The sequence below is a fragment of the Asanoa hainanensis genome, from assembly GCF_900188485.1.
GTDB classification, from domain to species: Bacteria; Actinomycetota; Actinomycetes; order Mycobacteriales; family Micromonosporaceae; genus Asanoa; species Asanoa hainanensis.
The window spans coordinates 19,515-43,722 of sequence record NZ_FZPH01000023.1 but is presented as its reverse complement, the minus strand read 5'-3'; the positions used below and the strand labels follow the sequence as shown (position 1 = coordinate 43,722).

Annotated in this window: 14 protein-coding genes and 1 pseudogene; 7 read left to right on the top strand and 8 right to left on the bottom strand. The window is 69.2% G+C overall.

The genetic code is table 11. The features are described 5' to 3' along the window. Position 1: 1 nt before the first annotated feature. From CHC05_RS36270 to CHC05_RS36240, 7 genes and pseudogenes are all read right to left on the bottom strand, one after another. A complete protein-coding gene (locus CHC05_RS36270) occupies positions 2 to 442 on the bottom strand; it encodes a S26 family signal peptidase (protein WP_089255168.1) in 441 nt (146 codons plus the stop codon). Further along, the gene (locus CHC05_RS36265; RefSeq protein WP_089255167.1) at positions 442 to 2,292 is read right to left on the bottom strand and encodes an ABC transporter ATP-binding protein; all 1,851 of its coding nucleotides are present in this window, start codon (positions 2,290 to 2,292) and stop codon (positions 442 to 444) included. Before CHC05_RS36265 ends, CHC05_RS36270 begins: the two co-directional genes overlap by 1 nt. Continuing rightward, positions 2,289 to 2,819: a TlpA family protein disulfide reductase gene (locus CHC05_RS36260; RefSeq protein WP_179266532.1), complete on the bottom strand. Its 531-nt coding sequence runs from the start codon at positions 2,817 to 2,819 to the stop codon at positions 2,289 to 2,291. Before CHC05_RS36260 ends, CHC05_RS36265 begins: the two co-directional genes overlap by 4 nt. An 84-nt stretch (positions 2,820 to 2,903) precedes the next feature. Beyond that, a complete protein-coding gene (locus CHC05_RS36255; protein WP_089255165.1) occupies positions 2,904 to 3,110 on the bottom strand; it encodes a hypothetical protein in 207 nt (68 codons plus the stop codon). A 136-nt stretch (positions 3,111 to 3,246) separates the two neighbouring features. Then, a pseudogene (locus CHC05_RS36250) lies at positions 3,247 to 4,431 on the bottom strand (ThuA domain-containing protein); the annotation flags it as partial. 78 nt (positions 4,432 to 4,509) lie between these two features. Continuing rightward, a complete protein-coding gene (locus CHC05_RS36245; RefSeq protein ID WP_089255163.1) occupies positions 4,510 to 7,371 on the bottom strand; it encodes a carbohydrate-binding protein in 2,862 nt (953 codons plus the stop codon). 272 nt (positions 7,372 to 7,643) lie between these two features. Then, positions 7,644 to 8,534 carry a dienelactone hydrolase family protein gene (locus tag CHC05_RS36240; RefSeq protein WP_144022925.1) on the bottom strand — a complete coding sequence of 297 codons (891 nt, stop codon included), beginning with the start codon at positions 8,532 to 8,534 and terminating at the stop codon, positions 7,644 to 7,646. 320 nt (positions 8,535 to 8,854) lie between these two features. On the opposite strand from CHC05_RS36240, the gene CHC05_RS36235 reads away from it, so the two are divergent. Then, positions 8,855 to 12,742 (top strand): alpha-L-rhamnosidase C-terminal domain-containing protein, encoded by a 3,888-nt coding sequence (locus CHC05_RS36235; RefSeq protein WP_089255162.1) that lies wholly within the window; start codon positions 8,855 to 8,857, stop codon positions 12,740 to 12,742. Positions 12,743 to 12,789: 47 nt separating this feature from the next. Here CHC05_RS36235 and CHC05_RS36230 read toward each other — a convergent pair whose 3' ends face one another. Next, positions 12,790 to 13,830: a LacI family DNA-binding transcriptional regulator gene (locus tag CHC05_RS36230; RefSeq protein ID WP_089255161.1), complete on the bottom strand. Its 1,041-nt coding sequence runs from the start codon at positions 13,828 to 13,830 to the stop codon at positions 12,790 to 12,792. Positions 13,831 to 14,089: 259 nt separating this feature from the next. Between CHC05_RS36230 and CHC05_RS36225 the strand changes: the two genes are divergently transcribed. Genes CHC05_RS36225 through CHC05_RS36200 form a run of 6 tightly spaced genes read left to right on the top strand, consistent with a single transcriptional unit; the run spans position 14,090 to position 24,182 of the window. Further along, on the top strand, positions 14,090 to 14,977 hold the full coding sequence (locus CHC05_RS36225; protein ID WP_089255160.1) for a carbohydrate ABC transporter permease: 888 nt from the start codon (positions 14,090 to 14,092) through the stop codon (positions 14,975 to 14,977). After that, positions 14,974 to 15,795, top strand: coding sequence for a carbohydrate ABC transporter permease (locus CHC05_RS36220; protein WP_089255159.1), 822 nt, complete (start codon positions 14,974 to 14,976; stop codon positions 15,793 to 15,795). The genes CHC05_RS36225 and CHC05_RS36220 overlap by 4 nt, the downstream gene beginning before the upstream one ends. Further along, a complete protein-coding gene (locus CHC05_RS36215; protein ID WP_089255158.1) occupies positions 15,792 to 18,464 on the top strand; it encodes an alpha-L-rhamnosidase in 2,673 nt (890 codons plus the stop codon). Before CHC05_RS36220 ends, CHC05_RS36215 begins: the two co-directional genes overlap by 4 nt. A 26-nt stretch (positions 18,465 to 18,490) precedes the next feature. Further along, positions 18,491 to 19,759: an ABC transporter substrate-binding protein gene (locus CHC05_RS36210; RefSeq protein ID WP_089255157.1), complete on the top strand. Its 1,269-nt coding sequence runs from the start codon at positions 18,491 to 18,493 to the stop codon at positions 19,757 to 19,759. Continuing rightward, on the top strand, positions 19,756 to 20,964 hold the full coding sequence (locus CHC05_RS36205) for a glycoside hydrolase family 1 protein (RefSeq protein WP_089255156.1): 1,209 nt from the start codon (positions 19,756 to 19,758) through the stop codon (positions 20,962 to 20,964). Before CHC05_RS36210 ends, CHC05_RS36205 begins: the two co-directional genes overlap by 4 nt. A 20-nt stretch (positions 20,965 to 20,984) precedes the next feature. Then, positions 20,985 to 24,182, top strand: a complete 3,198-nt coding sequence (locus tag CHC05_RS36200) for an alpha-L-rhamnosidase (RefSeq protein WP_245871397.1) — start codon at positions 20,985 to 20,987, stop codon at positions 24,180 to 24,182. The last annotated feature ends 26 nt before the right edge of the window (positions 24,183 to 24,208 follow it).

Here is a 24,208-nt window from a genome sequence, read left to right as displayed (position 1 = left end):
CTCAGCCCTCTCCCGTTGCCATCAGCCGCACCACCATGCCGACCAGCGCGCTGGCGGGGACGAAACCCACGGTTCGTGAGTCGTAGCTGCCATTCGGGTTGTCCCCCATGACCACAAAGGACCCAGGGGGCACGCGCGTGTCGGGCACCGGCACGGCGGGGGGCACGGCGTCTCCCGGCACGGCGGTGACCCGCTTGACCATCAGCACCCGTCGGCCCCAGTCCGGGGCAGTATCGATCCTGGGCACCGGAGGCAGCGCCACCACGACCACACGACCTTCGCGGACCCGGTCCAGCCCGACGCGCCGGACCAGCAGCCGGTCGCCCTCGCGATACGTCGGCCACATGCTGGACCCGTCGACCGTCACCACGAGCAGCCATCGGCGCATCGCCCACCACGCCGCGACCAGCGACGAGGCGACAACTACCGTGGCGACCACCATCACGAGGCCTGCGCAGCCAGCGTTGTCTGGCCGTCCGCGTACCCGTCGGCCTGCAGGCGGTAAAGGCGTGCGTACGGTCCCCGGTTGTCCATCAGTTGGTTGTGGGTGCCGCGTTCGGAGACCCTGCCGTCGCAGAGCACCACGATCGTGTCCGCGTCGCGGACCGCGGAGAGCCGATGGGAGACCAGCACGCTGGTCGTCCCGGACCGGTGCTGGCGGAGCCGCCGGTGGATCTCGTACTCGGCTTCGGGATCGAGCCCCGAGGTCGGCTCGTCGAGGATCATCAGGTCACGCCGGTCCCGCATGAAGGCCCTGGCGAGGGCGATGCGCTGCCACTGCCCGCCGGACAGCAGAGTGCCGGTTCGCCCACCGTCGGGACCGGCGTCGTCCATGAAGATCCTGGACAGCAGAGTGTCGTAGCCGGAGGGGAGCCGTCCTACCAGGTCGTGGGCGTCGGCGCGTTCCGCGGCCGCGGTGATGCGTGCACGGTCCGCCAGCGCCTCGACATCACCCACGCCGATGTTCTCGGCGACCGCGAGGTCGTACTCCATGAAGTCTTGGAAGAGCGCACCGATGCGGGACCTGAACGCCACCGGATCCATCTCGCGCAGGTCCGTGCCGTCCCAACGGATCGCGCCCCGGGTCGGATCGTAGAACCGGCACAGCAGCTTGATCAGCGTGCTCTTGCCCGCGCCGTTGAGCCCGACCAGCGCCGTTGCCTCGCCTTGCCGGATGGTCAGGTGCAGCCCACGTAGGACCCACGGTTGGTCGGGGCCGTAACGGAACCACACGTCGGTGAACGTGATGCCCTCGGCCAGCACAGGGGTGGGCGCGGGTATCTCCGGCACGGACAGATCCGGTCCGATGTCGGTCACGGCACGGAACTGGTGGAACAGCAGCAACGCTTCGTGTGCACCGGCGACCAGCGCCACGATCGCCTGCACGCTGGCCTGCACTCCCGCTACGGCGGCGATCAGCATCGCCACGTCGCCGACGGTGAGGTGGCCGTTCGCGGCCAGCCACACCGCCCACAGCAGGCTCGCGCCGGTGACCACCGACGCGAGCACGGCCAGAGCGGTCTCCGCCCCGGCCTCGCGGCGGTCCTGTTGTTCCTGCTCGCCGCCGGCCGCACGCATCTCGCGGACCATGCGTTCGCGGAACAACGGCCCCAACCCGAGCAGCCGCAGCTCCTTGGCCGCCGGCAGGCTGACCAGCAGGTCGGCATAGTGCAGCTCCCGGCGTTCCAGCGGGGCGAGCCGGCCGAGCAGCGTGGCGCGTTCGCGGCTCAGGCGCAACTGAGCCGCCAGCGCTGGAGCGCCCGCCAGCAGCACCACCAGCGCGAGCCACGGGTCCAGAAGGAACAGCGCGACCACGAAGCCGCTGAGGGTCAGCATGCCGCGGGCGATGCCGAACGCGTGCTCCACCAGCCGGCCCGGACCGCCGCGACCGGCCTGCTGCGCCACCACGAGCTGGTCGCGGAACTGGGGATCCTCGATGTGCCCCATGCCGTTGAGCTGGCCGACCGAGTGGTAGAGCCGGTCCATCGAGAGGATCGCCACCGCGCGGTTGAGTCGTCCGTGCAGGTACTGGCCGACGGCCGGAGAGACCCCCATGAGGACACCCAGCACGACCAGACCCGACACGGGGCCGAGCAGCGCGGGCCAGGCGCCCGGCGCGCCGAGCCGGTCCAGCAGCAGCTTGGTCAGCCATGCCGCCGCCACCGGCATCAGCCCGGACACTGCGGAGTTGAGGGCGTAGGCGATGGTGGCACCTGGCGCCGCCGTAAGGGTCAGCCGCAGGGCGGCGACCAGGTTCGTCCCGACCTGGCGTGGCGACAGGCGCTCGATCATGCGGGGACCGGCGTGGGCAGCGTCTCGACCGTCGCGCTGCTGGCCACCACCCGTCCCCGCGCGTCGACGACACACAACGCCGGCAGGCCGCCGACGCCGAACGCGGTTGCCATCGGGCCGCCCGAAGGCTCGACCACGACCTCGCCGAGCTGGCCGAGGCGCCGAGCGTACTCGCTCGCCTCGTCCGGCTCGCCCACCACGACCGAGACCACCGCACCCGCGAAGCCGCGGGCGTACCCCTCGAAGGCGGGAAGCAGCTCCTGGCACGGCGCGCAGCTCGGCGAGACGAACCCGACGAGCGTCCGCTCCTCGGTCGACGCACGGGACACGACGCGACCGGAGGTCGTGGTAGCCGCGAATTCCTCGACGGTGGCGCCCACTGGCGCCGTGGTGCCGGTGGTGGAGGCTGCCAGCTGGTTGATGAGGTGGGTCTGCTCGCGCAGCCGCCGGATGACGCCGAGGCTGAGCACCAGATCGAACAGGCACAGTGCGCCGACCAGCGCCACCGCTGCGGACAAGTACGCCAACTTGAGCTCCTTCGTGAGTCGGTGCGGGACCGGAGGGCCGCCGAACACCCGCCGGTCCCGCACGTAACGCTGACCGGGCACCAGTTAGACGCAGTAGCCGATCGTCACCCAGCTGCCGCAGGAGACCAGACAGCCCGCGATGTAGATGCAGGAGCGTCGCTGGTACAGACCGCTGACCCCGTTGCGGTAGCAGCGGTACTGGTAGAACGACGGCGGACAGGCTGCCGAGGCCTTGGCCTTCGGCACCAGGGAACTGAGCAGGCGGTCGCCGAGCGAGGCGATTCGATGCATAGAGGTCAACCCTCTCCAGGAATATGCACGAGTGAACGGAACACGCCGGCGCAAGTCACTGTAGGAACGGCCGCGCTGCCCCAACAGGCAACGGACAGGCAACTCACCGGCAAAACACGCCGGTCAATGCCAGCTAGGATTTGACGAAGACGAACTGGTCGAGGTCGAACAGGCTGCCGGTGCCGGTGAAGGTCAGATACACGTTTGCGCTGCCGGTCGGCACACCGCTCAGGTTGGCTGTGACGGTGGCGTAGTTGTTCCATCCGCCGGTGTTGGATATCGCGACAGAACCGAGGACGGGGCCGGACTGCGAGCCAGTACGGATCTGCAGGGTGCCGCCGTTGCCGCCGGAGGACACCCGTGCCTGCAGCGAACGGCTGCCGCCCACGTTGACGTTGTTGTACGCGGCCCAGTCGCCGGCCGCGATGTAGCCGAGCCGCTGCCCACCGACCGCGCCGGAGTTCGCGACGGCCTGCACGCCGCTCTGGGAGCTGAACGCCTCGGCCTGGACGGTCACGTTCGTCCCACCGGTGGGCGGCGGTGTCGTCGGCGGAGTGTTCGGGCCCGGCGCGCAGTTCGCGTCCACGCGCCGCGCGGTGTAACGGATTCCGCCCAGGAGCACAGCCCGGAAGTTGGCCTCCGAATAGGACGCCTGGGTGTGGCCCATGCCGGTGTAGAACGACCGGCCGCCGGCGTATTCCTTGCACCAGGTGATCGGGTGGTCGCCGTTCATGGTGCCGCCGCTGTACGAGGACTCGTTGAGCGAGGCAAGGACGCGTGCGCTCGAGCGGGGGTTGGTGCGGTAGTTGTACCACTCGTCGAATCGCACGACGCTGGAGGGAAGACCGGCCGTCGCCGGGTGGGTGCGGTCCTCGAAGATCACAGTGGCGTTCTGCTGCGCCGGATGCGACTGGAACCACGCGCCGACGAGGTTGCCGTAGAACGGCCAGGAGTACTCCGTGTCGGCGGCGGCGTGCACGCCCACGTAGCCGCCGCCCGCGGCGATGTAGGACTGGAAAGCGTTCTGCTGTGCGGTGTTGAGGACGTCGCCGGTCGTGTTGAGGAAGACCACCGTCTCGTACTGGGCCAGGTTCGCGGTCGTGAACGCCGTCGCGTTCTCGGTCGCGGTGACGGTGAAGCTGTTGGCGGCGCCCAACGTCTGGATGGTCGAGATCCCGACCGCGATCGAGTCGTGCCGGAACCCGGCGGTCCGGGAGAACACCAGCACGTCGTACGGGGTGTCGGCCGCCTGCGCGGAGACGGCGGTGAAGGAGAGAGCGGCGAGGAGGGACAACGCCGCTGCCAGGGCGAGTTTGCGCATCTGGGCTCCAAAGTCGGCTGAAACACTGAGTCGGCTGAAAACTCCGGCCCGGCGCCGATCCGGGCCGGAGTGGGTCTGTCAGGGCTTCACGAAGGTGATCTGGTCGAGGTCGAACCCGGCACTGGTGAAGGTCAGGTAGACGTTCGCCGTGCCGGCCGGCACCCCGGTCAGGGTGGTGGTCACCGTGCTGAAGCTGTCGTAGCTGCCGGTGCTGGGTAGAGAAACCGAGCCGATGACCGGTCCGGTGGTCGAGCCGGTTCGGACCTGGAACGTGCCGTTGGCGGTGCCCGAGTACCTGGTGGTGAGCGAGGTGGCTCCGCCGACGTTCACGTTGTTGTAGGCGGCCCAGTCGCCGGCGACGATGTAGCCGGCTGTCTGGCCGCCGACGGCCGCCGTGTGGTTGGCGACCTGGACGCCGCTCTGTGAGCTGAACGCCTCACCCTGGATGGTGACGTTGCCGCCGCCGCTTGTTCCGGTCGGGAACGTGAACGAGTCGACGGAGAAGAGGTTGTTGGTGCCGGACGGACCCGTGAAGACGAGGTAGAGGGTTGTCGGGGCGGAGGGAAGGTTGGTGAGGTTCGTGGTCACGTCCGTGTAGGTCGTGGCGCTGCCCGTGCTCGGCACCGTCAGCGTTCCCAGCAGGGTGCCGGTCGCCGAACCGGCCCGGACCTGGATCGTGCGGGCGGTGCCACCCGTGGCGGACCGGGCGACCCGCGCGGTGATCGAGGTGGCGGTCGAGAGCGCGTACGGGGTGAACGCGATCCAGTCGCCGTTGTTGACGCTGCCGACGCTCTGGCCGCCCTGGGCCTGAGTCTGGTTGACGATCGTGACGCCGGACATCGAGGAGAAATGCTCGGCCTGACGGGCGCGGGGCTGCAGTGTCACCTGGGCGGTGCCGGTGAGCCCGCCGTTGTCGGTGTAGGTCGCGGCGAGCAGGCCGAACAGGTTCTCCGAGGTGTCGTGCTCGCCGTCGATCGGCGTGACCATGGTGCCGGAGCAGCCGGTCCGCGAGGTGATCGGGTGGCCGTGGGTGTCGTGTCCGAGGACGTAGTTCACCGTGACGCGGCCGCAGTCGATCGTGCCGTCCTCCGGGTCGGTGACGGTCACGGTGTACGGCACGGAGTCGCCGAACGAGAACAGCCGACCGTTGGTCGGTGTGGTGAACGTCAGCGTGGGCGCGGTGTTGCCGACCCGGACGATGACGTTGGCGGTGCCCGTGGCGCCCTGCGGATCCCGCACGGTCAGCGTCGCGGTGTAGGTGCCGTTCGCGGTGTACGTCTTGGACGGGTTGGCCGCCGTCGACGTGGTTCCGTCCCCGAACGCCCACGAGTAGGTGATCGCGCTGCCGTCGGGGTCGCTGCTTCCCGCGGAGGAGAAGGTCACGGGCAGCGGTGCCGACCCGGAGGTCGGTGAGCCGGTCGCGACGGCGATCGGGGCCCGGTTGCCTCCGGTGCCGACGTAGTCGATGCGGTAGACGGCCGAGTTGGCGTCGCCGCCGAACCAGCCGAGCCCGTAGTCGAGGACGTAGAGGGACCCGTCGGCGCCGAAGGCCATGTCCATGATCTGGGTGCCGGACCACGGGAAGGTGTCGATCGCGCCCCGGGAGCCGTCGGCGTTGACCGCGATCGGTTTGATCCAGCGCCGGCCGAACTCGCCGGCGAAGAACTGGCCGTCCAGCGACTGCGGGAACTTGGTCGTCAACGGGTTCGCCGCGTTGTAGCGGTAGACCGGTCCGGCCATGGGCGACTCGGATCCGGAGCCGAACTCGCTCGGGCTGCCGGCGTCGCCGGCGTACCGGATCCAGGCCGGCCGTGCTGCGGGCAGGGTCGTCAGGCCGGTGTTGTTCGGGCTGTTGTTCGTGGCGCCGGCCGCGCAGGCGTACTTGGCGCCGCTGGTGCTCGTGGCGAAGTTGTAGTCGTTGTAGGTCTCGGTGGTGGTGTTGGTCCCGGTGCAGTACGGCCAGCCGTAGTTGCCGGGCGAGGTGACGCGGTTGAACTCGACCTGGCCGCTCGGGCCGCGGGTCGAGCTCGTCGTGCCGGCGTCGGGGCCGTAGTCGCCGACGTACACGACGCCGGTGGGCCGGTCGACGCTCATCCGGAACGGGTTGCGGAACCCCATCGCGTAGATTTCCGGCCGTGTGTTCGCCGTGCCAGGAGCGAACAGGTTGCCGGACGGGATCGTGTAGCCGCCGGCCGCGGTCGGAGTGATGCGCAGGATCTTGCCGCGCAGGTCGTTCGTGTTGCCGGAGCTGCGCTGCGCGTCATAGGCGGGGTTGCGGTCGCTGCGCTCGTCGAGCGGCGCGTAACCGCTCGACGCGTTCGGGTTGGTGTCGTCGCCGGTGGACAGGAAGAGGTTGCCGGCGGCGTCGAAGTCGATGTCACCGCCGACGTGACAGCACAGACCGCGGCTCGTGGCCACCGTCAACGTGATGACCTCGCTGGCCAGGTTGATGGTGAAGTCGGTGTTCAAGGTGAACCGGGACAGTCGGTTCACCCCGGCCCAGGTCGACCACGTGCTCGCCGTGCCGGTATTGGGCGCGTCACCCGATGGTGTCGAAAGCGGTGGTGCGTAGTAGAGGAAGATCTGCCGGTTGGTGGCGAAGTTCGGTGAGGCGGCGATGCCTTGCAGGCCTTCCTCGTCATGGGAGTACACCGGGATCGTGCCGATGACCGCGGTGTTTCCGTTGACGTCGGTGCGGCGCACCACACCGTTTCGCGCGGTGTGTAGCACTGAGCGGTCGGGCAGGACGGTCAGCGACATCGGCTCACCGACCTCGGCGACCCCGCGGGCCAGGGTGACCTGCTGATAGTCGGCGGGAGGAACCGCCGCCGCCGGGCCTGCCGTGTTCAACACGGCCGCGGTGAGGCTCACGAGCAGTACGGCGGCAGCCCCGCCGCGAACGAAACGTTTCAAAGACGAGGGTTGTTGAATCTTGGGCATGGCGACACGACCCTTCAAAGGGTTACGCGAGAGAGGAGGAAATGTTGCGCGCTCGAACGCATTCGCAACAGGTGATGGGTGGTCGCCGACCCAGCCGATCGCCAGTGCTTGAAACTGCATACTAATTTGCGGGCACCAATCTGTCCAGAGTGGTGGTTGGCGAATAGCGAGTGGCCTGATCCGGCCAATTCCGAAACACTTCCGAAAAGGAAAACAGCACCCACCGCCAGGGATCCGGCGCCGACCGGATCCCTGACGGACACCCTTCGGGGTTAGCTGAGCGGGCAGCTGTTGCGGTACTGGGAGATGCCGGACTGGTTGCTCATCGGGCACAGGAACTGGCTGTAGCGGGTGTCGTCGTCGATGAAGATCTTGAACCACGGGATCATGGTGCGGGCCAGCGTCGTGCTGGGCTGGCCGATGTAGTTGTGGCCGGCGCCGGTCACCAGGATGTAGCCGCGTTCGGTCGTGGCCGGGATGCTGTTGTAGAGCGTGGTCAGCCGGGACGGCGGCACGAGCGTGTCGTTCTGCATCGCGTAGATCATGGTCGGAACGCGGTCGTTCGACAGAGTTCCGGACGGCAGGTGCGGCGCATTGCCGATCGCGGCCTGCAGGGAGGGCCGGCGCAGCGCGGCGTCGAGGGCGCCGCCGCCGCCCATCGAGTGGCCCATCACCGCCAGCCGGCCCGCGTCGACGCGGGTGCGGACGGTGCTGCGTTGGGTCAGGTAGTCAAGTGCGGCCAGCAGTTGTGTGCCGCGGCTGGTCGGGCTGTCGTTGAGGTTGTTGGTCTCGATCCCGAACACGACGAAGCCTTGCGAGGCCAACCGCGGACCGAGCCAAGCGATGCCGGCCCAGGTGCCGTTGAGGCCGGGGGAGATGGCGATCCCGCCGAAGGTCCCCTGGTTGGTGGCGGTCGGGTAGTAGATGACGCCGCCGCCGAAGCCGTTGCCACGGGCCACCGAGACCGACGCGATCGCGAAGGGTCCCGTGGTGGCCGAGACGCTGGCCGCTGTCGGGTTCGGGCCGCGCTCGTAGGGGCTGGCCGCGAGAGCGGGGCCGGACAAGGCGGCAGGCGCCAGGACGCCCAGCATCGTCGCGATGCCGAGCAAGGCCGCGCGCAGGCGCGGCGGGCGGGCGAGAGTCGGTTGTTGGTGTCGCGTCATGGGAGTTGGTCCTTTGTTTGGACGGATAAACGTGTAAAACGTTTCACAAGGGCCCTTTTCTGACGCTAAGGCAATCCGCGATTCAGCGTCAATAGGTAGACATCAATTCCCGAATCGACCTTGGCCTAATGTGGACACGACGCTCCGATGTTGACGCTCGCGGCTGTCATGCCTTGTGGGTGGCCTGATCCGGCCAATTCTGGAAACCATTCGGTAATGCCGCCGTAACTCTTGACCGACTTCCAGCTCTCACACAGAATTCAAAAGTACAGGCCTGTTGAAACGTTCCATTCGAACCATCCTCGAATGAGGAGGAGCACATGCACCCTGGTGGTGCCTACAACCTGTCGGCGCGCGCCGCGCGTCGCCGGAAGGCAAGAAGGGCGGTCGGTGTCCTGCTGACCGTCGCCATGGCGATGAGCGCGGCCGCATGCCGCCCGGATCCGGCCAGCGGCCTGCCGACGTGGCCGAAGAAGGCCAACTGGCAGGATCTCGTTCCCGGCCCGGACAGCGACGACGTCCAGCCGGTGGCGATCACCCGCACCCACGGCGGCGTCAGCAACGCGGACGCGCTGCTGGGCAAGGGCGGCGAAACCGTCCTGACCGTCGAGCCCGGCGGCCCACCGGCGGTCGTCGTCCTCGACTACGGCCAGGAGGTCGGCGGCACGCCGTACGTCGACGTCGCCGGGTCGACCGCGACGAGCCCAGCGACGTCCAACACGCTGCGCATCTCCACCAGCGAGGCGCTGCGCTTCCTCAACACCAACGCCACGACCGCGCTGACCGGCCCCGCCAAGGCCGGTGACACCAACGTCCGGGTGGCCTCGAACGCCCCGTTCTACACCGGCACGTCGATCACGATCGGCACCGGCGAGGGCGCCGAGACCCGAAACGTCACCGCGGTGGGCTCGGGTGCGGCTACCAACACCTCCCTGGTCCTGCCCGCCGGTGCCGGCGACCGAAACGTCTCGGTGGCCAGCGTCAACGGATATGCCGTAGGAGCACCGCTGACCGTCGACACCGGCGCGGGTGCCGAAACCGTGACCATCAGCGGCGTCGGTACCGCCGCTGGCGCGCCGACGACCATCGTGTACCCGGCCGCGGCCGGCGCCACGATTGTCAAAACGGCCAGCACCGCGGGCTTCGCGACAGGTGAGCGGGTCGTCCTCGGCTCGGGCGCCACCACCGCGGTGCGCACCGTGACCGGCGTCGGCACCGCGGCCACCACCACCAGGCTGTTCGGCCCGGTCGCGGCCGGTGCCACCAGCGCGACCCTCACCAGTGTGGCCGGCCTGACCGCCGGCGCCGAGGTCGACATCGACCCCGGTCCCGGCCAGGAGCACGTGACCATCGCCTCGGTGGGAACCGCCGGCATGAACAGCACCGTCGCCGCGGCCAACGCCACCTCCGGCACCGCTGTCCCCGCCCTCACCGGCGCGAACTGGATCTGGAACGTCGCCGGTGCCGGCACCGCCACCCCGGCCGGCACGATCTACCTGCGCAAGACGTTCGAGGTCACCGACCCGGCCTCGCTCGCCAGCGCCGTCCTGCGGGTCAACGCTGACGACAGCCACGTCACCTACGTCAACGGCACCCAGGTCTCCACCTCGACGGGGGCCAACAACGCCTGGCAGACCTCGCAGATCACCGACATCAAGTCCCTGCTCGTGGCCGGCACCAACGTCATCGCCACGGCCGCCACCAACGCCGGCAGCGGCGGCGGGGTGCTCGCCGCGGCGCAGCTCGACTCCACCCGGATCGTCAGCGACGGAAGCTGGAAGGCGCTGCCGGGCATCCCGGCGGCCCCACCCGCCGGCTGGAACACCGCGAGCTTCGACGACGCGTCGTGGGCCGCGGCGAACGTCGCCGGCGCGTACGGCATCGCACCGTGGAACACCAACATCGCCGAGCCCGCGAGCCCGACGACCCTGCGGGTGGCCAGCGTCGCCGGCTTCACCGCCGGGGACACGATCGCGGTCGGCACCGGCGCGGGCCGGGAGACCCGCACCATCGCGAGCGTCGGCACCGCCGGCGCGACCGGATCCGGCCTCACCCTGAGCACTCCGCTGTCGATCGTGCACAGCAGCGGCGACCCGGTGCTCAACCTTTCCCAGCCGGGCACCGGCATCACGTTCACGCCCGCGGTGACGGCGGCGCACGACGCCCTGGCCAACGTCGCATCGCCGGGCACCGGGGTGACGTTCACGCCGGCTCTGGACGCGGACGTCGCGGCGGGCACCGCGATCCGCGGCGCGGGCAGCGGGATCACGTTCACGCCCGCTCTGACCGCGGCGCACGCCGGCGGTGCGACCGTCGGCAGCGCGGGCTCGGGCATCACGTTCAGTACCGCACTGTCCGCCGACCACCCGTCCGGGACGACCGCGGCGGGGTTGGGCACCTACGCCAACGACAACGGCGCCCAGATCAACCTGACCGTCACCGACCCGCAGACCTACACCGGCGGGCTGCGCGGCGGCTACCGCTTCGAGGCCATCGAACTGCGCACACCCGGCACGGTGCGGCTCAGCCGGGCCGGCCTGAACTTCAAGGCCTACCGCGCCGGCCCCGACAAGTACGAGGGCTGGTTCCTGTCCAGCGACGACCAGCTCAACAAGATGTGGTACGCCGGCGCCTACACCGCCCAGATGGACATGGTGCCGGTCGGCGTCGCGTCGTGCTTCACCGTGCCGGTCTTCTTCGACGGCGCGAAACGCGATCGGGCGATCTGGTCCGGCGATCTCATGGTCACCGACCCCGTCGCGATGATGTCGATCGGCTCCAACAGCCACCCGTACGTGCGGGGCTCGATCGACAGCATCCTGAACCTGCAGGCGCCTACCGGTCGGCTCACCAGTGCGGTCGGCTTCCGCGGTTGTGGCGCCTTCGACTACGCGGTCACCTACTCCGCGTACTCGGCGATCATCGCGGTGCAGTACTACCGCTACTCGGGCGACGAGGCGTACACCAAGGGGATCCTGCCCAAGCTGGAAGCCGCGACCGCCTTCCACGCGACCCGGCTCGACGCGAACGGCCTGGTCGTCACCAACGACAACGACTACTGGCAGACCCGGCAGAACGGCGAGGTCACCGAGTACAGCCTCGCGTACTACGAGCTCCTCCAGGACATGATCTGGCTGGAGAGCCACGTCGGCACCCCGGAGAAGGTCGCCGAGTACACCGACAAGGCGGCGGCGCTCAAGACCGCGATCAACGCACGGTTGTTCAACGCCGACGCCGGGCTCTATCAGCACACCGACACCCGCCCGGGCGTGTTCCCGCTGGACGCGAACATGAACGCGGTCCGGCTGGGGGTCGCGCCGCAGGACCAGGTGGAGCACATCCTGTCCTACTTCAAGGAGCGGTGGCAGCCGCACGGCAGCGAGATCTCGCAGCCGGCGCCGAGCATGACCGACCCGTACGGCCACACCATCGAACCCCTCAACAACACGTGGGAGATGATGGCCCGCATCCGCAGCGGTGACGCGGCGGGCGCGCTCGAGCTGCTGCGGCGGCTCTGGGGTCTGCAGGTCGACCCGGACAGCGGCTTCTACACGGGCACGTTCTGGGAGTTCGTCATGAGCGACGGCCTACCGGACCGCGGGTTCGACAGCCTCGCGCACGCATGGGGTGCCGGCCCGACCCAGATCCTGACCGAGGCGGTGCTCGGTGCGACCTCGGTCGACCCGGGCTACGCCACCTGGACCGTCAAGCCCCAACCCACCGACCTCAAGTGGGCCCAGGGCACGGTGCCGACCGCGCACGGTGGCCTGACCGTGAAGTGGGCGCAGGACACCAAGGACGGCGAGTTCCACATGCAGGTCGTGTCACCGTCCGGGACCGCAGGTGAGGTCTGGGTGCCGCTGGCGTCCGCGACCGGCAGCGCCAGCGCGGCGTTGACCGAGGGTGCCACGTTCCTGCGCCGGGAGGGCGGCTACGACGTCTACCGCGTCGGGAGCGGCACGTTCGAGTTCGGTTCGGCGCCGGTCACGTTCGACGCCGTCAAGGAGCTGGTGGCCGATTTCAGCACCGATCGCAAGGTGACCAGGAGCTTGACCGACAACCTGGAGTCGGCGCAGCGGGCGCACACCCCGCAGGCCCGCGGCAAGGCCCTGGACGGTTTCGTCGCCCTGGTCGACGCGCAGCAGGGCAGAGCGCTGACGACGGAGAACGCGGCGGTGCTGCGAACACTGGCCAACGCGTTGCGGTAGCAGCGGGAGGTGAACGCCGGCCCCGGGTGCTCGACGCCCGGGGCCGGCTACGGTGTCGGCGGTGGCGCCGTCGTGGTGCGGACCACCAAGGTGGGGGAGAGCTTGACCTGGGCCGAGCGGCGCGAGCGGTCGGCGATGCGTTCCAGCAGCAGCCGGGCGGCGTCGGCGCCGATCTGCCAGCCCGCCTGGTCGACGCTGGTCAGCGAGACCTGGCTGAACGAGGCGAACGTGGTGTTGTCGTAGCCCGCGACGGAGATGTCGCCCGGCACGGACAGCCCGGCCTCAGCGACCGCGTCGAGCACACCCATCGCGGCGATGTCCGCTCCGGCGAAGATGGCCGTCGGCCGGTTCGGCCGCTCGAGCAGCTCGCGCGCGCCCGTGTAGCCGCCCTCGCGGGTGTAGGTCCGCGACACGACGTCGATCTCGGCGTCGAGGCCGTGCCGACGCATCGCGCGCCGGTAGCCCTCCGCGCGGATCATGTTCGGCATCTCCTCGATGCACGACGGCTCGGTCTCGAGGTGTTCGACGTGCGCGATCCGGCGGTGGCCGAGCTCGACCAGATGGTCGACGACCAGAGCGGCGCCGGCGATGTCGTCGTCGGCGACGGTGTCGTAGATGGCACTGCGGGCGTGCCGGCCGACGATGACCGTGGGAATGATGCCGGCGACGTGCTCTAAGTGGGCCCGCGGCGAGATCGGCGCGATGAGGATGATCCCGTCCATGCTGCGGTCGATCATCGACTCGATCGTCCTGGCCTCGGCCTGCTCGCCGGCGCACCCAGGCGCCAGCAGCACCTGGTAGGAGCTGTCGCGCAGCGACGCGGTCACTCCGTTGAGAATCTCGGGAAAGAACGGGTTGGCGATGTCCGGGACCATCACGCCCAGCGTGTACGTCTGCCCGCGTAACCCCCGCGCGGCGGCCGACGGCCGGTAGCCGAGGTCGGCGATCGCCTGGTGGACCTTCTGCTGCATCGCCGGGCTGGTGCCGTAGGCGTTGCGCAGCACCTTGGAGACGGCGGTGGTCGAGACCTGGGCGTGCCGCGCGACGTCGACGATCGTGACCCGTCGCTGTTGCACCGGGCGTGCCATGACCCCACCTCCGCACCCTTGTGGAAAACGTTTGCCGAGGGCGAGACGGGTCGCCGGCTATCCGCGTGAGGCTACGTACCAAGACCTTGCTCGACAAGACCCTTGACGTCGTTCCGGTGAACTTCTAGGGTCGGGCGAAACATTTGGGCAACGTTACCCACGACAGTGGTTGATCCTTACGCCCCAGGCCGGAGCCGCCGACAGGCAGCGACAGCGGGGGGTCTCCAGGTTGTGAACCGAGGGATGGCTGGCACGTCGTATGAAACGTTTCAATCTGGGTCGTACCGGCCCGCCGTGGTGGTTCGTCGTACCGGCGATGGCGCTCTTCGCCTTCGTCGTGCTGGTCCCCAGCGTCCGCGGGGTCTACTACGCGTTCACCGACTGGGACGGCCTCGACCCGAGCTTCTCGTTCGTCGGCCTGGACAACTTCGTCGAGATGTTCCGGGACCCGGACGCGAAGCAGGCGATCTGGCACACGCTGCTGATCGCGGTCTCGATCACGGTCATCCAGAACGGGTTCGGGCTCGCGCTCGCCCTCGGCGTCAACACCATGATCAAGTCGCGGAACGTGCTGCGGGTGTTCCTGTTCGCGCCCGCGGTGATCACGCCGATCGTCACCGCCTACCTGTGGCGCAACCTGCTCTCCACGGACGGCGCGGTCAACAGCTTGTTGGGGGCCGTCGGGCTGGACTCCTGGCAGCAGAACTGGCTCGGAGATCCTGACCTGGCCCTCTGGTCGATCGTCGGCGTGATCGTCTGGCAGTTCGGCGGCTACTCCATGGTCATCTTCCTGGCCGGCATGCAGTCGATCCCGAAGGAGATCTACGACGCCGCGGCGATCGACGGCACCGGGCCGGTGCGCCGCTTCTGGTCGGTCACCCGGCCGCTGCTGGCGCCGGCGTTCACGATCAACCTGATGCTCTCGATCATCGGCGGCATCAAGCTGTTCGACCAGGTGTACGCCCTCACCGGCGGTGGACCCGGACACGCCACCGACACCCTGTCCACCCTGATCTACAAGGACGCGTTCACGCTCGGCGAGTTCGGCTACAGCATCGCCCTGGCCGTCATCCTCACCGTCATCGTCGCGGTCGCCTCCACCGGCCAGTACCTGGTGCTGGCGCGCAACGAAAGGGCGGCGTCATGAACCGCTACACGCGCCGTACGTTCAGCCTCGAACTGCTGATGGTCGCCATCGCGCTGGTCGTCGCCTTCCCGCTGTACGTCCTGGTCAACCTCGCTGTGCGGCCGCCGTCGGACACCTCGTCCCCGCTGCGGCCGACCCTGGCGCCGACGTTGGACAACTTCACCCAGGCCTGGCAACAGGGCGCGCTCGGGGGCGCCCTCGCCAACAGCGCCCTGGTCACCGTCGTCAGCGTGCTCATCGTCATCGCGATCTCGGCGCTGGCCGCGTACCCGCTGGCGCGTGTCACCGCCCGGTGGTCCCGCGGCATCTTCCTGCTGATCATGCTTGGGCTGATGCTGCCGTTCCAGCTCGCCGCGTTGCCCCTCTACCAGACGATGCGCGACCTGCACCTGCTCGGCAGCGCGTGGGCGCTGATCCTGTTCTACTCCGGCCTGCAGGTGCCGTTCACGACGTTCCTCTACATCGGGTTCCTGCGCGCGCTACCCCGCGACTTCGAGGACGCGGCGTTCATCGACGGTTGCACCTCGTGGGAGGCCTTCCGGCACGTCGTGTTCCCGATGCTCAAACCCATCACCGTCACGGCGATCGTGCTCAACGCGGTGAGCATCTGGAACGACTTCTTCACCCCGCTGCTGTACCTGTCCGGCAGCACCCAGCAGACCGTGCCGGTGGCCATCTCCGGTTTCGTCGGCCAGTACGTCTCCGACTGGAACCTGATCTTCGCCGCGCTGTTGATCAGCATGATCCCGATCCTGGTCGTCTATTTCGCGCTGCAGCGCAGCATCATCAACGGCTTCGCCGGAGGGCTCAAGGGATGACGCATCCGTACGGTCTGCGGACCGAGCAGCGAGTCGAACCGCTCGGACTGGACGCCACCTGGCCGCGCCTGTCCTGGCGCCTGCGCGCCGACCGGCGCGGCGCCGCCCAGGGCGCCTACCGGCTCACCGTCGCCGCCAACCCGGCGGACCTCGACGACCCACGCCGCCTGCTCTGGGACACCGGACGCCGCACCGCAGGCGACCTCGAGGCCACCTGGGACGGTCCAGCGCTCCAGTCGGCGACCCGCTACCACTGGCGGGTCGAGGTCTGGGACGAGCGCGGTGACGGCCCGTCGGCGGGACAGAGCTGGTTCGAGACAGGCCTGCTGCACCGCAGCGACTGGTCGGCGGTGTGGATCACCCGCGATCCCGCCGGTCTGCCACTGGTCGACCCCCCGACCGATGACGACGAGCCCAGCCGACCGGCGCTGCAGCTGCGCCGCGCGTTCGACCTGGACCGCGTTCCCGTCCGCGGCCGGCTGTACGCCACCGCCCGCGGCGTCTACGAGCCCCGGCTCAACGGGCAGCGTGTCGGAGACCTCGAGCTCTCGCCCGGTTGGACCGAGTACCGCCACCGGATCCAGTACCAGACCTACGACGTCACCGACCTGTTGCGCGACGGCCGGAACGTGCTCGGTGCGGTCGTGGCTGACGGCTGGTGGTCCGGGTACCTGGGGTTCGACCCGCGCCGCCCCGCCCAGCACTACGGTGACCACCCGAGCTTCCTGGCGCAGCTCGTCGTCGACTTCTCGGACGGTTCCCGTCAGGTGGTCGCCACGGACGCCGACTGGACCGAGCGACCCGGCGCCGTCCGCTCCGCGGACCTGCTGATGGGCGAGTACGTCGACGCCCGCCTCGCGGTACCGGACTGGGACGCGCCGCACGGTTCGGACGCCGGCTTCACCCCGGTGGCCGTCGACGACCCGAGCCCCGGCCCACTGGTCGCCGAACCCGACCAGCCGATCCGTGTCGTCCGCGACATCGCGCCGGTCGCCCTTTATCCCCGGGCGGCAGGGCGCACCATCGTCGACTTCGGGCAGAACCTGGTCGGCCGGGTACGCCTCACCCTGCGCGGGGCGGCAGCGGGCCAGCGGATCACCGTCCGGCACGCCGAGGTGCTCGACAACGGCGAGCTGTACCTGGACAACCTGCGCCGGGCCGACGCGACCGACACGTACGTAGCGGCGGGCACAGGAACCGAGGTCTTCGAACCCCGGTTCACGATTCACGGTTTCCGCTACGCCGAGGTCGACAACCACGTCGGCGAGCTGGAGATCGTCGCCCGGGTGCTGCACAACGACACCCCGTTCGACGGGACGTTCGAGTGCTCCGACCCGATGGTCAACCAGCTCCAGTCCAACATCGCCTGGGGTCAGCGAGGCAACTTCGTCGCCGTCCCGACCGACTGCCCGCAACGCGACGAACGGCTCGGCTGGCTCGCCGACGCGCAGATCTTCACACCCACCGCCAGCCGCAACGCCGACGTGTCGGCGTTCCTGGCCCGGTGGCTGCGCGATGTGATCGACGGGCAGGACGCGGACGGCGCCTTCCGCGATGTCGCACCGGCAGTCTGGATCGACCGAGAGGCCGCACCCGCGTGGGGCGACGCCGGAGTGATCATCCCGTGGCACCTGTGGCGGACGTACGGCGACCGCGTGGCGCTGGAACGCTCCTTCCCATCGATGGTGGCCTGGGTCGACCGCATCCGCCGGCACAACCCGGATCTGCGCTGGCGCCACCGCACCGGGAACTCCTACGGCGACTGGTTGCAGGTCGACGCCGTCACGCCGCGCGACGTGCTGTCGACGGCCTACTTCGCCCGCAGCGCCGAGATCGTCGCGGACGCGGCCGAGGTGCTCGGGCACCACGATGTCGCGATCGAGTACCGGGGACTGCACGGCGCGATCCGGGCCGCGTTCATCGACTCGTACGTCGGCGACAACGGGACGGTCGAGGGCGGCACCCAGACGGGGTACCTGCTCGCTCTCGCCTTCGGGCTGCTGCCGCCCAGCCTGGTGCGCGCCGCGGTGGACCACCTGGCGGCCGACATCGAGAAACGCGACATCCGGCTGACCACCGGATTTCTGGGCGTCGCCCTGCTGTGTCCGGTGCTGACCGAGCACGGCCGCGCGGACCTGGCCTACGCGCTGCTGCACCAGGAGGAGTTCCCGAGCTGGGGCTACTCCATCCGGCACGGCGCCACGACGATCTGGGAGCGCTGGGACGGCTGGACCGAGCACGGCGGGTTCCAGTCGCCGGCGATGAACTCCTTCAACCACTACAGCCTCGGCAGCGTCGGCGACTGGCTCTACGGCCGCGTCGCCGGGATCGACCAGACCACCACGTCCGTCGGCTACCGCGAGCTGCTGCTGCGGCCCGTTCCCGGCGGCCGGCTCAGCTGGGCCCGTGCCCAGCAGGAGACCGTGCGCGGCACCGTCGCGTGCGGTTGGTCGATCAAGAACGGGCGGATCACCGTGACTGCCACGGTCCCGCCCGGCAGTACCGCAACTCTCGAAATTCCCACCTCTCACCCGGCCAGCATCACCGAAGGCGGCCAGCCGGCCGCCGACCAGCCGGGCGTGCGCACAGTCCAGCCGTCAGCCGCGGGAGCAACCGTCGCGCTGTCGTCGGGGCGCTACACCTTCAGCGCCGCGTATCAGGGCGCGTAGTCCCTCAAAACTTCGTGGGAGAGCAGATGAAGAAAGCGAAATTGGCGGCTCTGATCGCGGCGACGGTCTCCGTCACGCTGGCGGCCGCTTGTAGCGGTGGCACCAACGCGGCCTCAGGCGACAAGGCCCAGGACAACACCCTGACCCTCGCATCGGTCGACCAGGGCTCCGTCGAAGAGGTCGTCAAGGCCTTCGAGGCCAAGAACCCCGGCGTGAAGGTCAACTTCACGACCAGCGGTGCCGACCAGTACCAGCAGCAGATCCGCACCCAGCTCGCCTCCGGCACCGCGCCGGACGTCATGTCGGTGTGGCCGGGCAACGGCAACCCCGGCGCCACCTACGTGCTGGCCAAGCCCGGCTACCTGCTCGACCTGTCCGACCAGGCCTGGGCGGCGAAATACCCCGAGGCCGTCAAGAGCGTCGCGCAGTACGACGGCAAGACCTACAACGCGATCTTCGGCCTCAACGGCATCGGCGCGGTCTACAACGAGGACGCGTTGGCCAAGGCCGGGCTCACCGCGCCCGAGACCTGGACGCAGATGATCGACTTCTGCAAGGCCGCCGCGGGCAAGGGGACGCCGGCGTTCGCGCTCGGCATCCAGGACAACTGGGTCACCCAGCTGGTCCTGTACGCCCTCGTCGCCACCACGGTGTACGCGGACGACCGTGGGTTCGACACCAAGATGCAGGCCGGCCGGGCGACCTTCGCCAACTCGCCGTGGACCACCGCGATGGCCAAGTACCAGGACATGGACAAGGCCGGCTGCTTCCAGAAGAACCCGCTCGGCACCAGCTACGAGGCCAGCCAGCAGCTCGCCGCCACCGGCAAGACGCTGGGCCTGGTGCAGGGCAACTGGGTGATCGCGCTGCTCAAGAAGCAGAACCCGACCGGCAAGTTCACCATCAAGCCGTTGCCCGCCACCGACAACCCGGCCAGCTTCGTGATGCCGGCCGCCGCCGGCGCCGGATACGGCGTCAACGCCAAGGCCAAGAACAAGGAGCTGGCGCTCAAGTTCGTCAACTTCGTCATGTCGCCGGACGGCATGAACCTCTACGTCAAGCAGCAGGGCGGCGTGCCGGCCCTGGCCGACACCGGCTTCGACCTGGACCCGTCGCTGACCGAGCTCGCCGACTACATCAACCAGAACCGCACGGTGCCGTTCATGGACCAGCTCTGGCCCAACGCCAAGGTCCAGCAGACGATGCTCAGCGGCCTGCAGGAGATCTTCAGCAAGCAGTCCACACCGGACAAGGTGCTGGCCGCGATGGACACCGACTACAAGGCCGGCGGGTGACCGACTTTCCACCCGACTTCATCTGGGGCGCCGCGACCGCGGCGCACCAGGTGGAGGGCGGCAACGTCAACAGCGACTGGTGGGACTTCGAGCACGACCCCGGGTCGGCGGCCATCGAATCGTCCGGGGACGCGATCGACCACTACCACCGGTACGCGCAGGACTTCGCCCTGCTGCGCTCGCTCGGCCACAACACCCACCGGTTGTCGGTGGAGTGGTCGCGGATCGAGCCGGCGGCGGGGGAGTTCAGCGTCGCCGCTCTCGCCCACTACCGCCGGGTGCTCACCGCACTCGTGGATGCGGGCCTGACACCCTTCGTCACGCTTCACCACTTCACCCTGCCGCGCTGGTTCGCCGCACGTGGCGGGTGGCTGGCCCCGGACGCCGTCGACCTGTTCGGCACCTACTGCCGTCAGGTCGGTGCGGCGCTGGGCGACCTGATGCCGTTCGTGTGCACGATCAACGAGCCGCAGATGGTCGCCCTGCACGGCTATCTCGAGGGCTACCACCCGCCGGGGCTCACCAACCCCGTGCTGTGGAAGCGGGTCGGCGGCGTCCTGCTCGACGCACATCACGAAGCGGTCCGTGCGATCCGCGACACCTCGCCCGCGTCCAGCACCGGGCTGTGCGTCCAATTGCCCTTGCTGGCACCGATCCGCGACGATCCCGCCTGCCAAGCCCTGCTCGCGCTGATGCAACACGAGATCGTCGACCGCTACCTCGACGGGATCACCGGCGACTGGCTGGGCGTGCAGTACTACCGCAAGCAATGGGTCGACCCGGCCTCCCCGACGTTCTTCGCCGCGCCGCCGCCGGACTTCCCGCTCACGCAAATGGGGTGGGCGGTCCATCCCGATGGGCTGCGGCAGGTGCTGCACCACGCCGCCAAACGGACCGGGCTGCCGCTGTACGTCACCGAGAACGGCATCGCCACCACCGACGACCGCGAACGCGTCGACTACCTCGACGGTCACCTCGCCGCGGTCGCCGCGGCCCGCGCCGAGGGCGTGGACGTGCGCGGCTACCTGCACTGGTCGGCGTTCGACAACTTCGAGTGGAGCGAGGGATACCGACCGACGTTCGGCCTGGTCGCCGTCGATCGGACGCGCGACTTCGCACGCGTACCCAGGCCCAGCGCGTACGCGTTCGCCCGGGTCGCCGCCTCTGGACGGCTCGCCGCCCTGCGCGAGCCGAGCACCACCTGACTGCGAGGAAGGGAGAACGGGTGCCAACCAAAAGACGCACGGCGACCGCGATGATAGGCGGGTTCCTGGCATTGACTCTTGTGGCACCCCCGTTCACGACGGGGGCATCCGCGCACGCGAACTCCGGCGGTGACGTCGAGGCCGTCAACCTCGCCGTTGACGGCCGTTACGACTCCCCGCAGGGTCTGGACAATCAGCGACCCACGTTGAGCTGGCAGATTTCCGAGACCCGCCGCGCGGCGTCGCATCCGTGTTACCGCCCCCACGCGAAGATCGCCTGCCCCGGCGACCGGCAGACCGCCTACGAGATCCAGGCCGCGGCCGACCAGGCCAAGCTCAAGGCCGGCAAGCTGATCTGGTCTTCCGGCAAGGTCGCCAGCGCGGACCAGCGCGCGGTCTTCACCAAGACCCTGCGCTCGCGCGACACGGTGGCCTGGCGCGTGCGGGTCTGGGACGCGCTCAAGAGGCCCTCGGACTGGTCGCAGCCGGCCACCTGGTCGGCCGGCCTGCTCCAACAGAGCGACTGGGGCGACGCCCGGTGGATCGACTACCCCGACCGTGCCGAGAACCAGCCGCTGCCGATCTTCGCCCGCCAGTTCGCCGTGCCGCGCGGCAAGAAGGTCGCCGACGCGCGGCTCTACCTCTCCGGTGTCGGGCTGCACCACGCGACCGTCAACGGTCGCGCGGTGACCGACGAGGTCCTGGCCCCCGGCAACTCCAACTACCAGCTCTCCAGCGAGTACCGCACCTATGACGTCACCAAGGCGCTGCGCGACGGCGCCAACACCATCGGGGTCGAGCTCGGTAACGGCACCGCGTACGTGCGGCGCAGCGTCACCAACCCCGCGGTGGGCCGGACCTCGCCCTACTCGTGGTGGCAGAGCCAGCTCAAGGGCAACGGACTGCTCGCCGCCGACGCGGCCGCCGGCGCGACCACGGTCAAGGTCGACAGCGTCACGGGCTACCACGTCGGCGGCACCGTCAACGTCGACACCGGCGGTGGCGGCGACCGCCTCGAGTCGCGGACCATCACCGCGATCGGGACCGCCGGCGTTGACGGCACCGGCATCGCGTTCACCCCCGCGTTGTCCGCCGCGCACGCCGCCGGCGCCAAGGTGACCGGCTCGGGCAACAACATCGCCGCCAGCGACGCCTCCGCTGGTGCGGCCGTCACACCGCGGTTCATCGGCCGTCTGGAGGTCACGTACCGCGACGGCAGCCGTTCGGAGATCGTCACCGACCGGTCGTGGCGTGCGGCGTTCGGTCCGCTGGTGACCGACGCCTGGTACTCCGGCGCCGATTACGACGCCCGGCGCGAGCAGCCGGGCTGGAACGAGGCCGGGTCGAACCTCGGCGCGACCGCCAAGCGCCGCGACGGCACACCCACCGAGTGGGTCAGCGCCGGCATCGCCCCGCCGCCGAACCTGGCCACGCGGCTGGTCGCCCGCGCCGCGGAGCCGGTCGTGGAACAGGAGCGGTTCAAGCCGGTCTCGGTCACCAATCCGGTGCCCGGCACCTGGGTGTTCGACTTCGGTCAGAACATCGTCGGCTGGCCCGAGCTCCATCTGCGTGACCTGCCGGCAGGCACCACCATCAAGGTGGCACCGGCCGAGTCGTTGAACCCGGACGGCACGGTCAACCAGAGCTCGCTCGGCCCTGGCGGCCGCGGCGCTGACCTGTTCAACACCTACACCGCCTACGGCGCTCGCAAGAGCGAGTCGTGGCATCCGCAGTTCAACTATTTCGGCATGCAGTGGGTCCAGGTCACCGGACTGCCCGAGGGCTTCGTGCCGACGCGGGACCTGGTCACCGGCGTACGGCTCCAGGCCGACACGCCCGTCGCGAGCGAGTTCACGACCTCGAACGCGCGGATCAACCGGATCCACAAGATGGCCCGCTACTCGTTCGCCGGCAACATGATGTCGGTCTTCACCGACTGCCCGGGCCGCGAGAAGCTGTCCTACCCGGCGGACTACACCATGCCGATGGGCTCCATCCACCGCAACTACGAGCTCGGCGCCTTCATGCGCACCTCGATGCACCACCTCGTCGAGGGACAGTCGGTCGCCGACAGCCCGATGGCCGGCAACGTGGCGCTGAAGACCCCCGTGTACGACTGGGGCTACACCGGCCGGTTCGGCGACGAGATCAACTGGGGTAACGCGATCATCCTCGTGCCGGCGATGCTGTACGAGCTGTACGGCGACACCCAGACGATGGCGACGTACTACGACCAGATGAGCAAGTTCGTCGACTACATCCAGCGACAGAAGGTCGGCACCGGCGACAACGCACACATCGTCGATGCCGCCCTGACCGACTGGGTGTCGGCGGAGGACACCTCGGGCCGGATCACGGGGACGTGGGGCTACTACGTCATGATCACCAAGATGGCGATGATGGCCGGGCTGACCGGGCACATCGCCGACGCGGCGGAGTACACGGCGCTGGCCGAAGAGATCAAGGCGGCGTTCAACCGCGCGTTCTTCAACGACACGCTCGGCTACTACACCGCCGCCGGCAACGCCGGCACCGCCGGGGCGACCCAGTCGGCCCAGGCGCTCGCGCTCGACACCGGGCTCGTTCCGGAGGACAAGCGGCAGGGCGTCATCGACTACCTGGTCTCCAACGTCTACGCGTTCCACCCCGAAGGTGACGGCCCGCACTTCAGCGGCGGCACCATCGGAATGTCGCCGACCGTGCGCAGCCTCGCGGCGGCGGGTCGCGACGACGTGCTCTGGGACCTGCTCCAAGAGGACGACTACCCGAGTTACGGCTACTTCATGGCGTCCACGTCCGAGAACCCCGGTGGTTTCACGACCATTGGCGAGCGGTGGACGCGCGGCAGTTCCAAGAACCACATGATCCTGGCGCAGATCGAGGAATGGTTCCAGAGCGGTGTGGTCGGCATCCGGTCGGCCGCGGACTCGGTCGCGTACGACAAGCTGGTGATCCAGCCAAAGGCGGTCGGGGACCTCACCTACGCCAAGGGCAGCTACAAGACACCGAAGGGTGAGGCACGTAGCGCCTGGACCAGGTCCGAGCGGCGCTTCGAGCTGAAGATCACGGTACCGACGAACACGACGGCAGAGGTCTGGGTGCCAACCGGCGACGGGCAGTCCGTCCGGACGCCGGATCGAGCCACGTTCGAGCGGGTCGAGGACGGCTACACCGTCTTCACCGTCCCTTCCGGACAGTTCACCTTCAGGGCCGCGTAGGGCTCTGACGGCATAGACAGGCGGTT

Coding starts and splice junctions, on each gene's coding strand:
- CHC05_RS36270 (WP_089255168.1), bottom strand. CDS start 442: ATGGTGGTCGCCACGGTAGTTGTCGCCTCGTCGCTGGTCGCGGCGTGG.
- CHC05_RS36265 (WP_089255167.1), bottom strand. CDS start 2,292: ATGATCGAGCGCCTGTCGCCACGCCAGGTCGGGACGAACCTGGTCGCC.
- CHC05_RS36255 (WP_089255165.1), bottom strand. CDS start 3,110: ATGCATCGAATCGCCTCGCTCGGCGACCGCCTGCTCAGTTCCCTGGTG.
- CHC05_RS36245 (WP_089255163.1), bottom strand. CDS start 7,371: ATGCCCAAGATTCAACAACCCTCGTCTTTGAAACGTTTCGTTCGCGGC.
- CHC05_RS36240 (WP_144022925.1), bottom strand. CDS start 8,534: ATGACGCGACACCAACAACCGACTCTCGCCCGCCCGCCGCGCCTGCGC.
- CHC05_RS36235 (WP_089255162.1), top strand. CDS start 8,855: ATGCACCCTGGTGGTGCCTACAACCTGTCGGCGCGCGCCGCGCGTCGC.
- CHC05_RS36230 (WP_089255161.1), bottom strand. CDS start 13,830: ATGGCACGCCCGGTGCAACAGCGACGGGTCACGATCGTCGACGTCGCG.
- CHC05_RS36225 (WP_089255160.1), top strand. CDS start 14,090: ATGAAACGTTTCAATCTGGGTCGTACCGGCCCGCCGTGGTGGTTCGTC.
- CHC05_RS36220 (WP_089255159.1), top strand. CDS start 14,974: ATGAACCGCTACACGCGCCGTACGTTCAGCCTCGAACTGCTGATGGTC.
- CHC05_RS36215 (WP_089255158.1), top strand. CDS start 15,792: ATGACGCATCCGTACGGTCTGCGGACCGAGCAGCGAGTCGAACCGCTC.
- CHC05_RS36210 (WP_089255157.1), top strand. CDS start 18,491: ATGAAGAAAGCGAAATTGGCGGCTCTGATCGCGGCGACGGTCTCCGTC.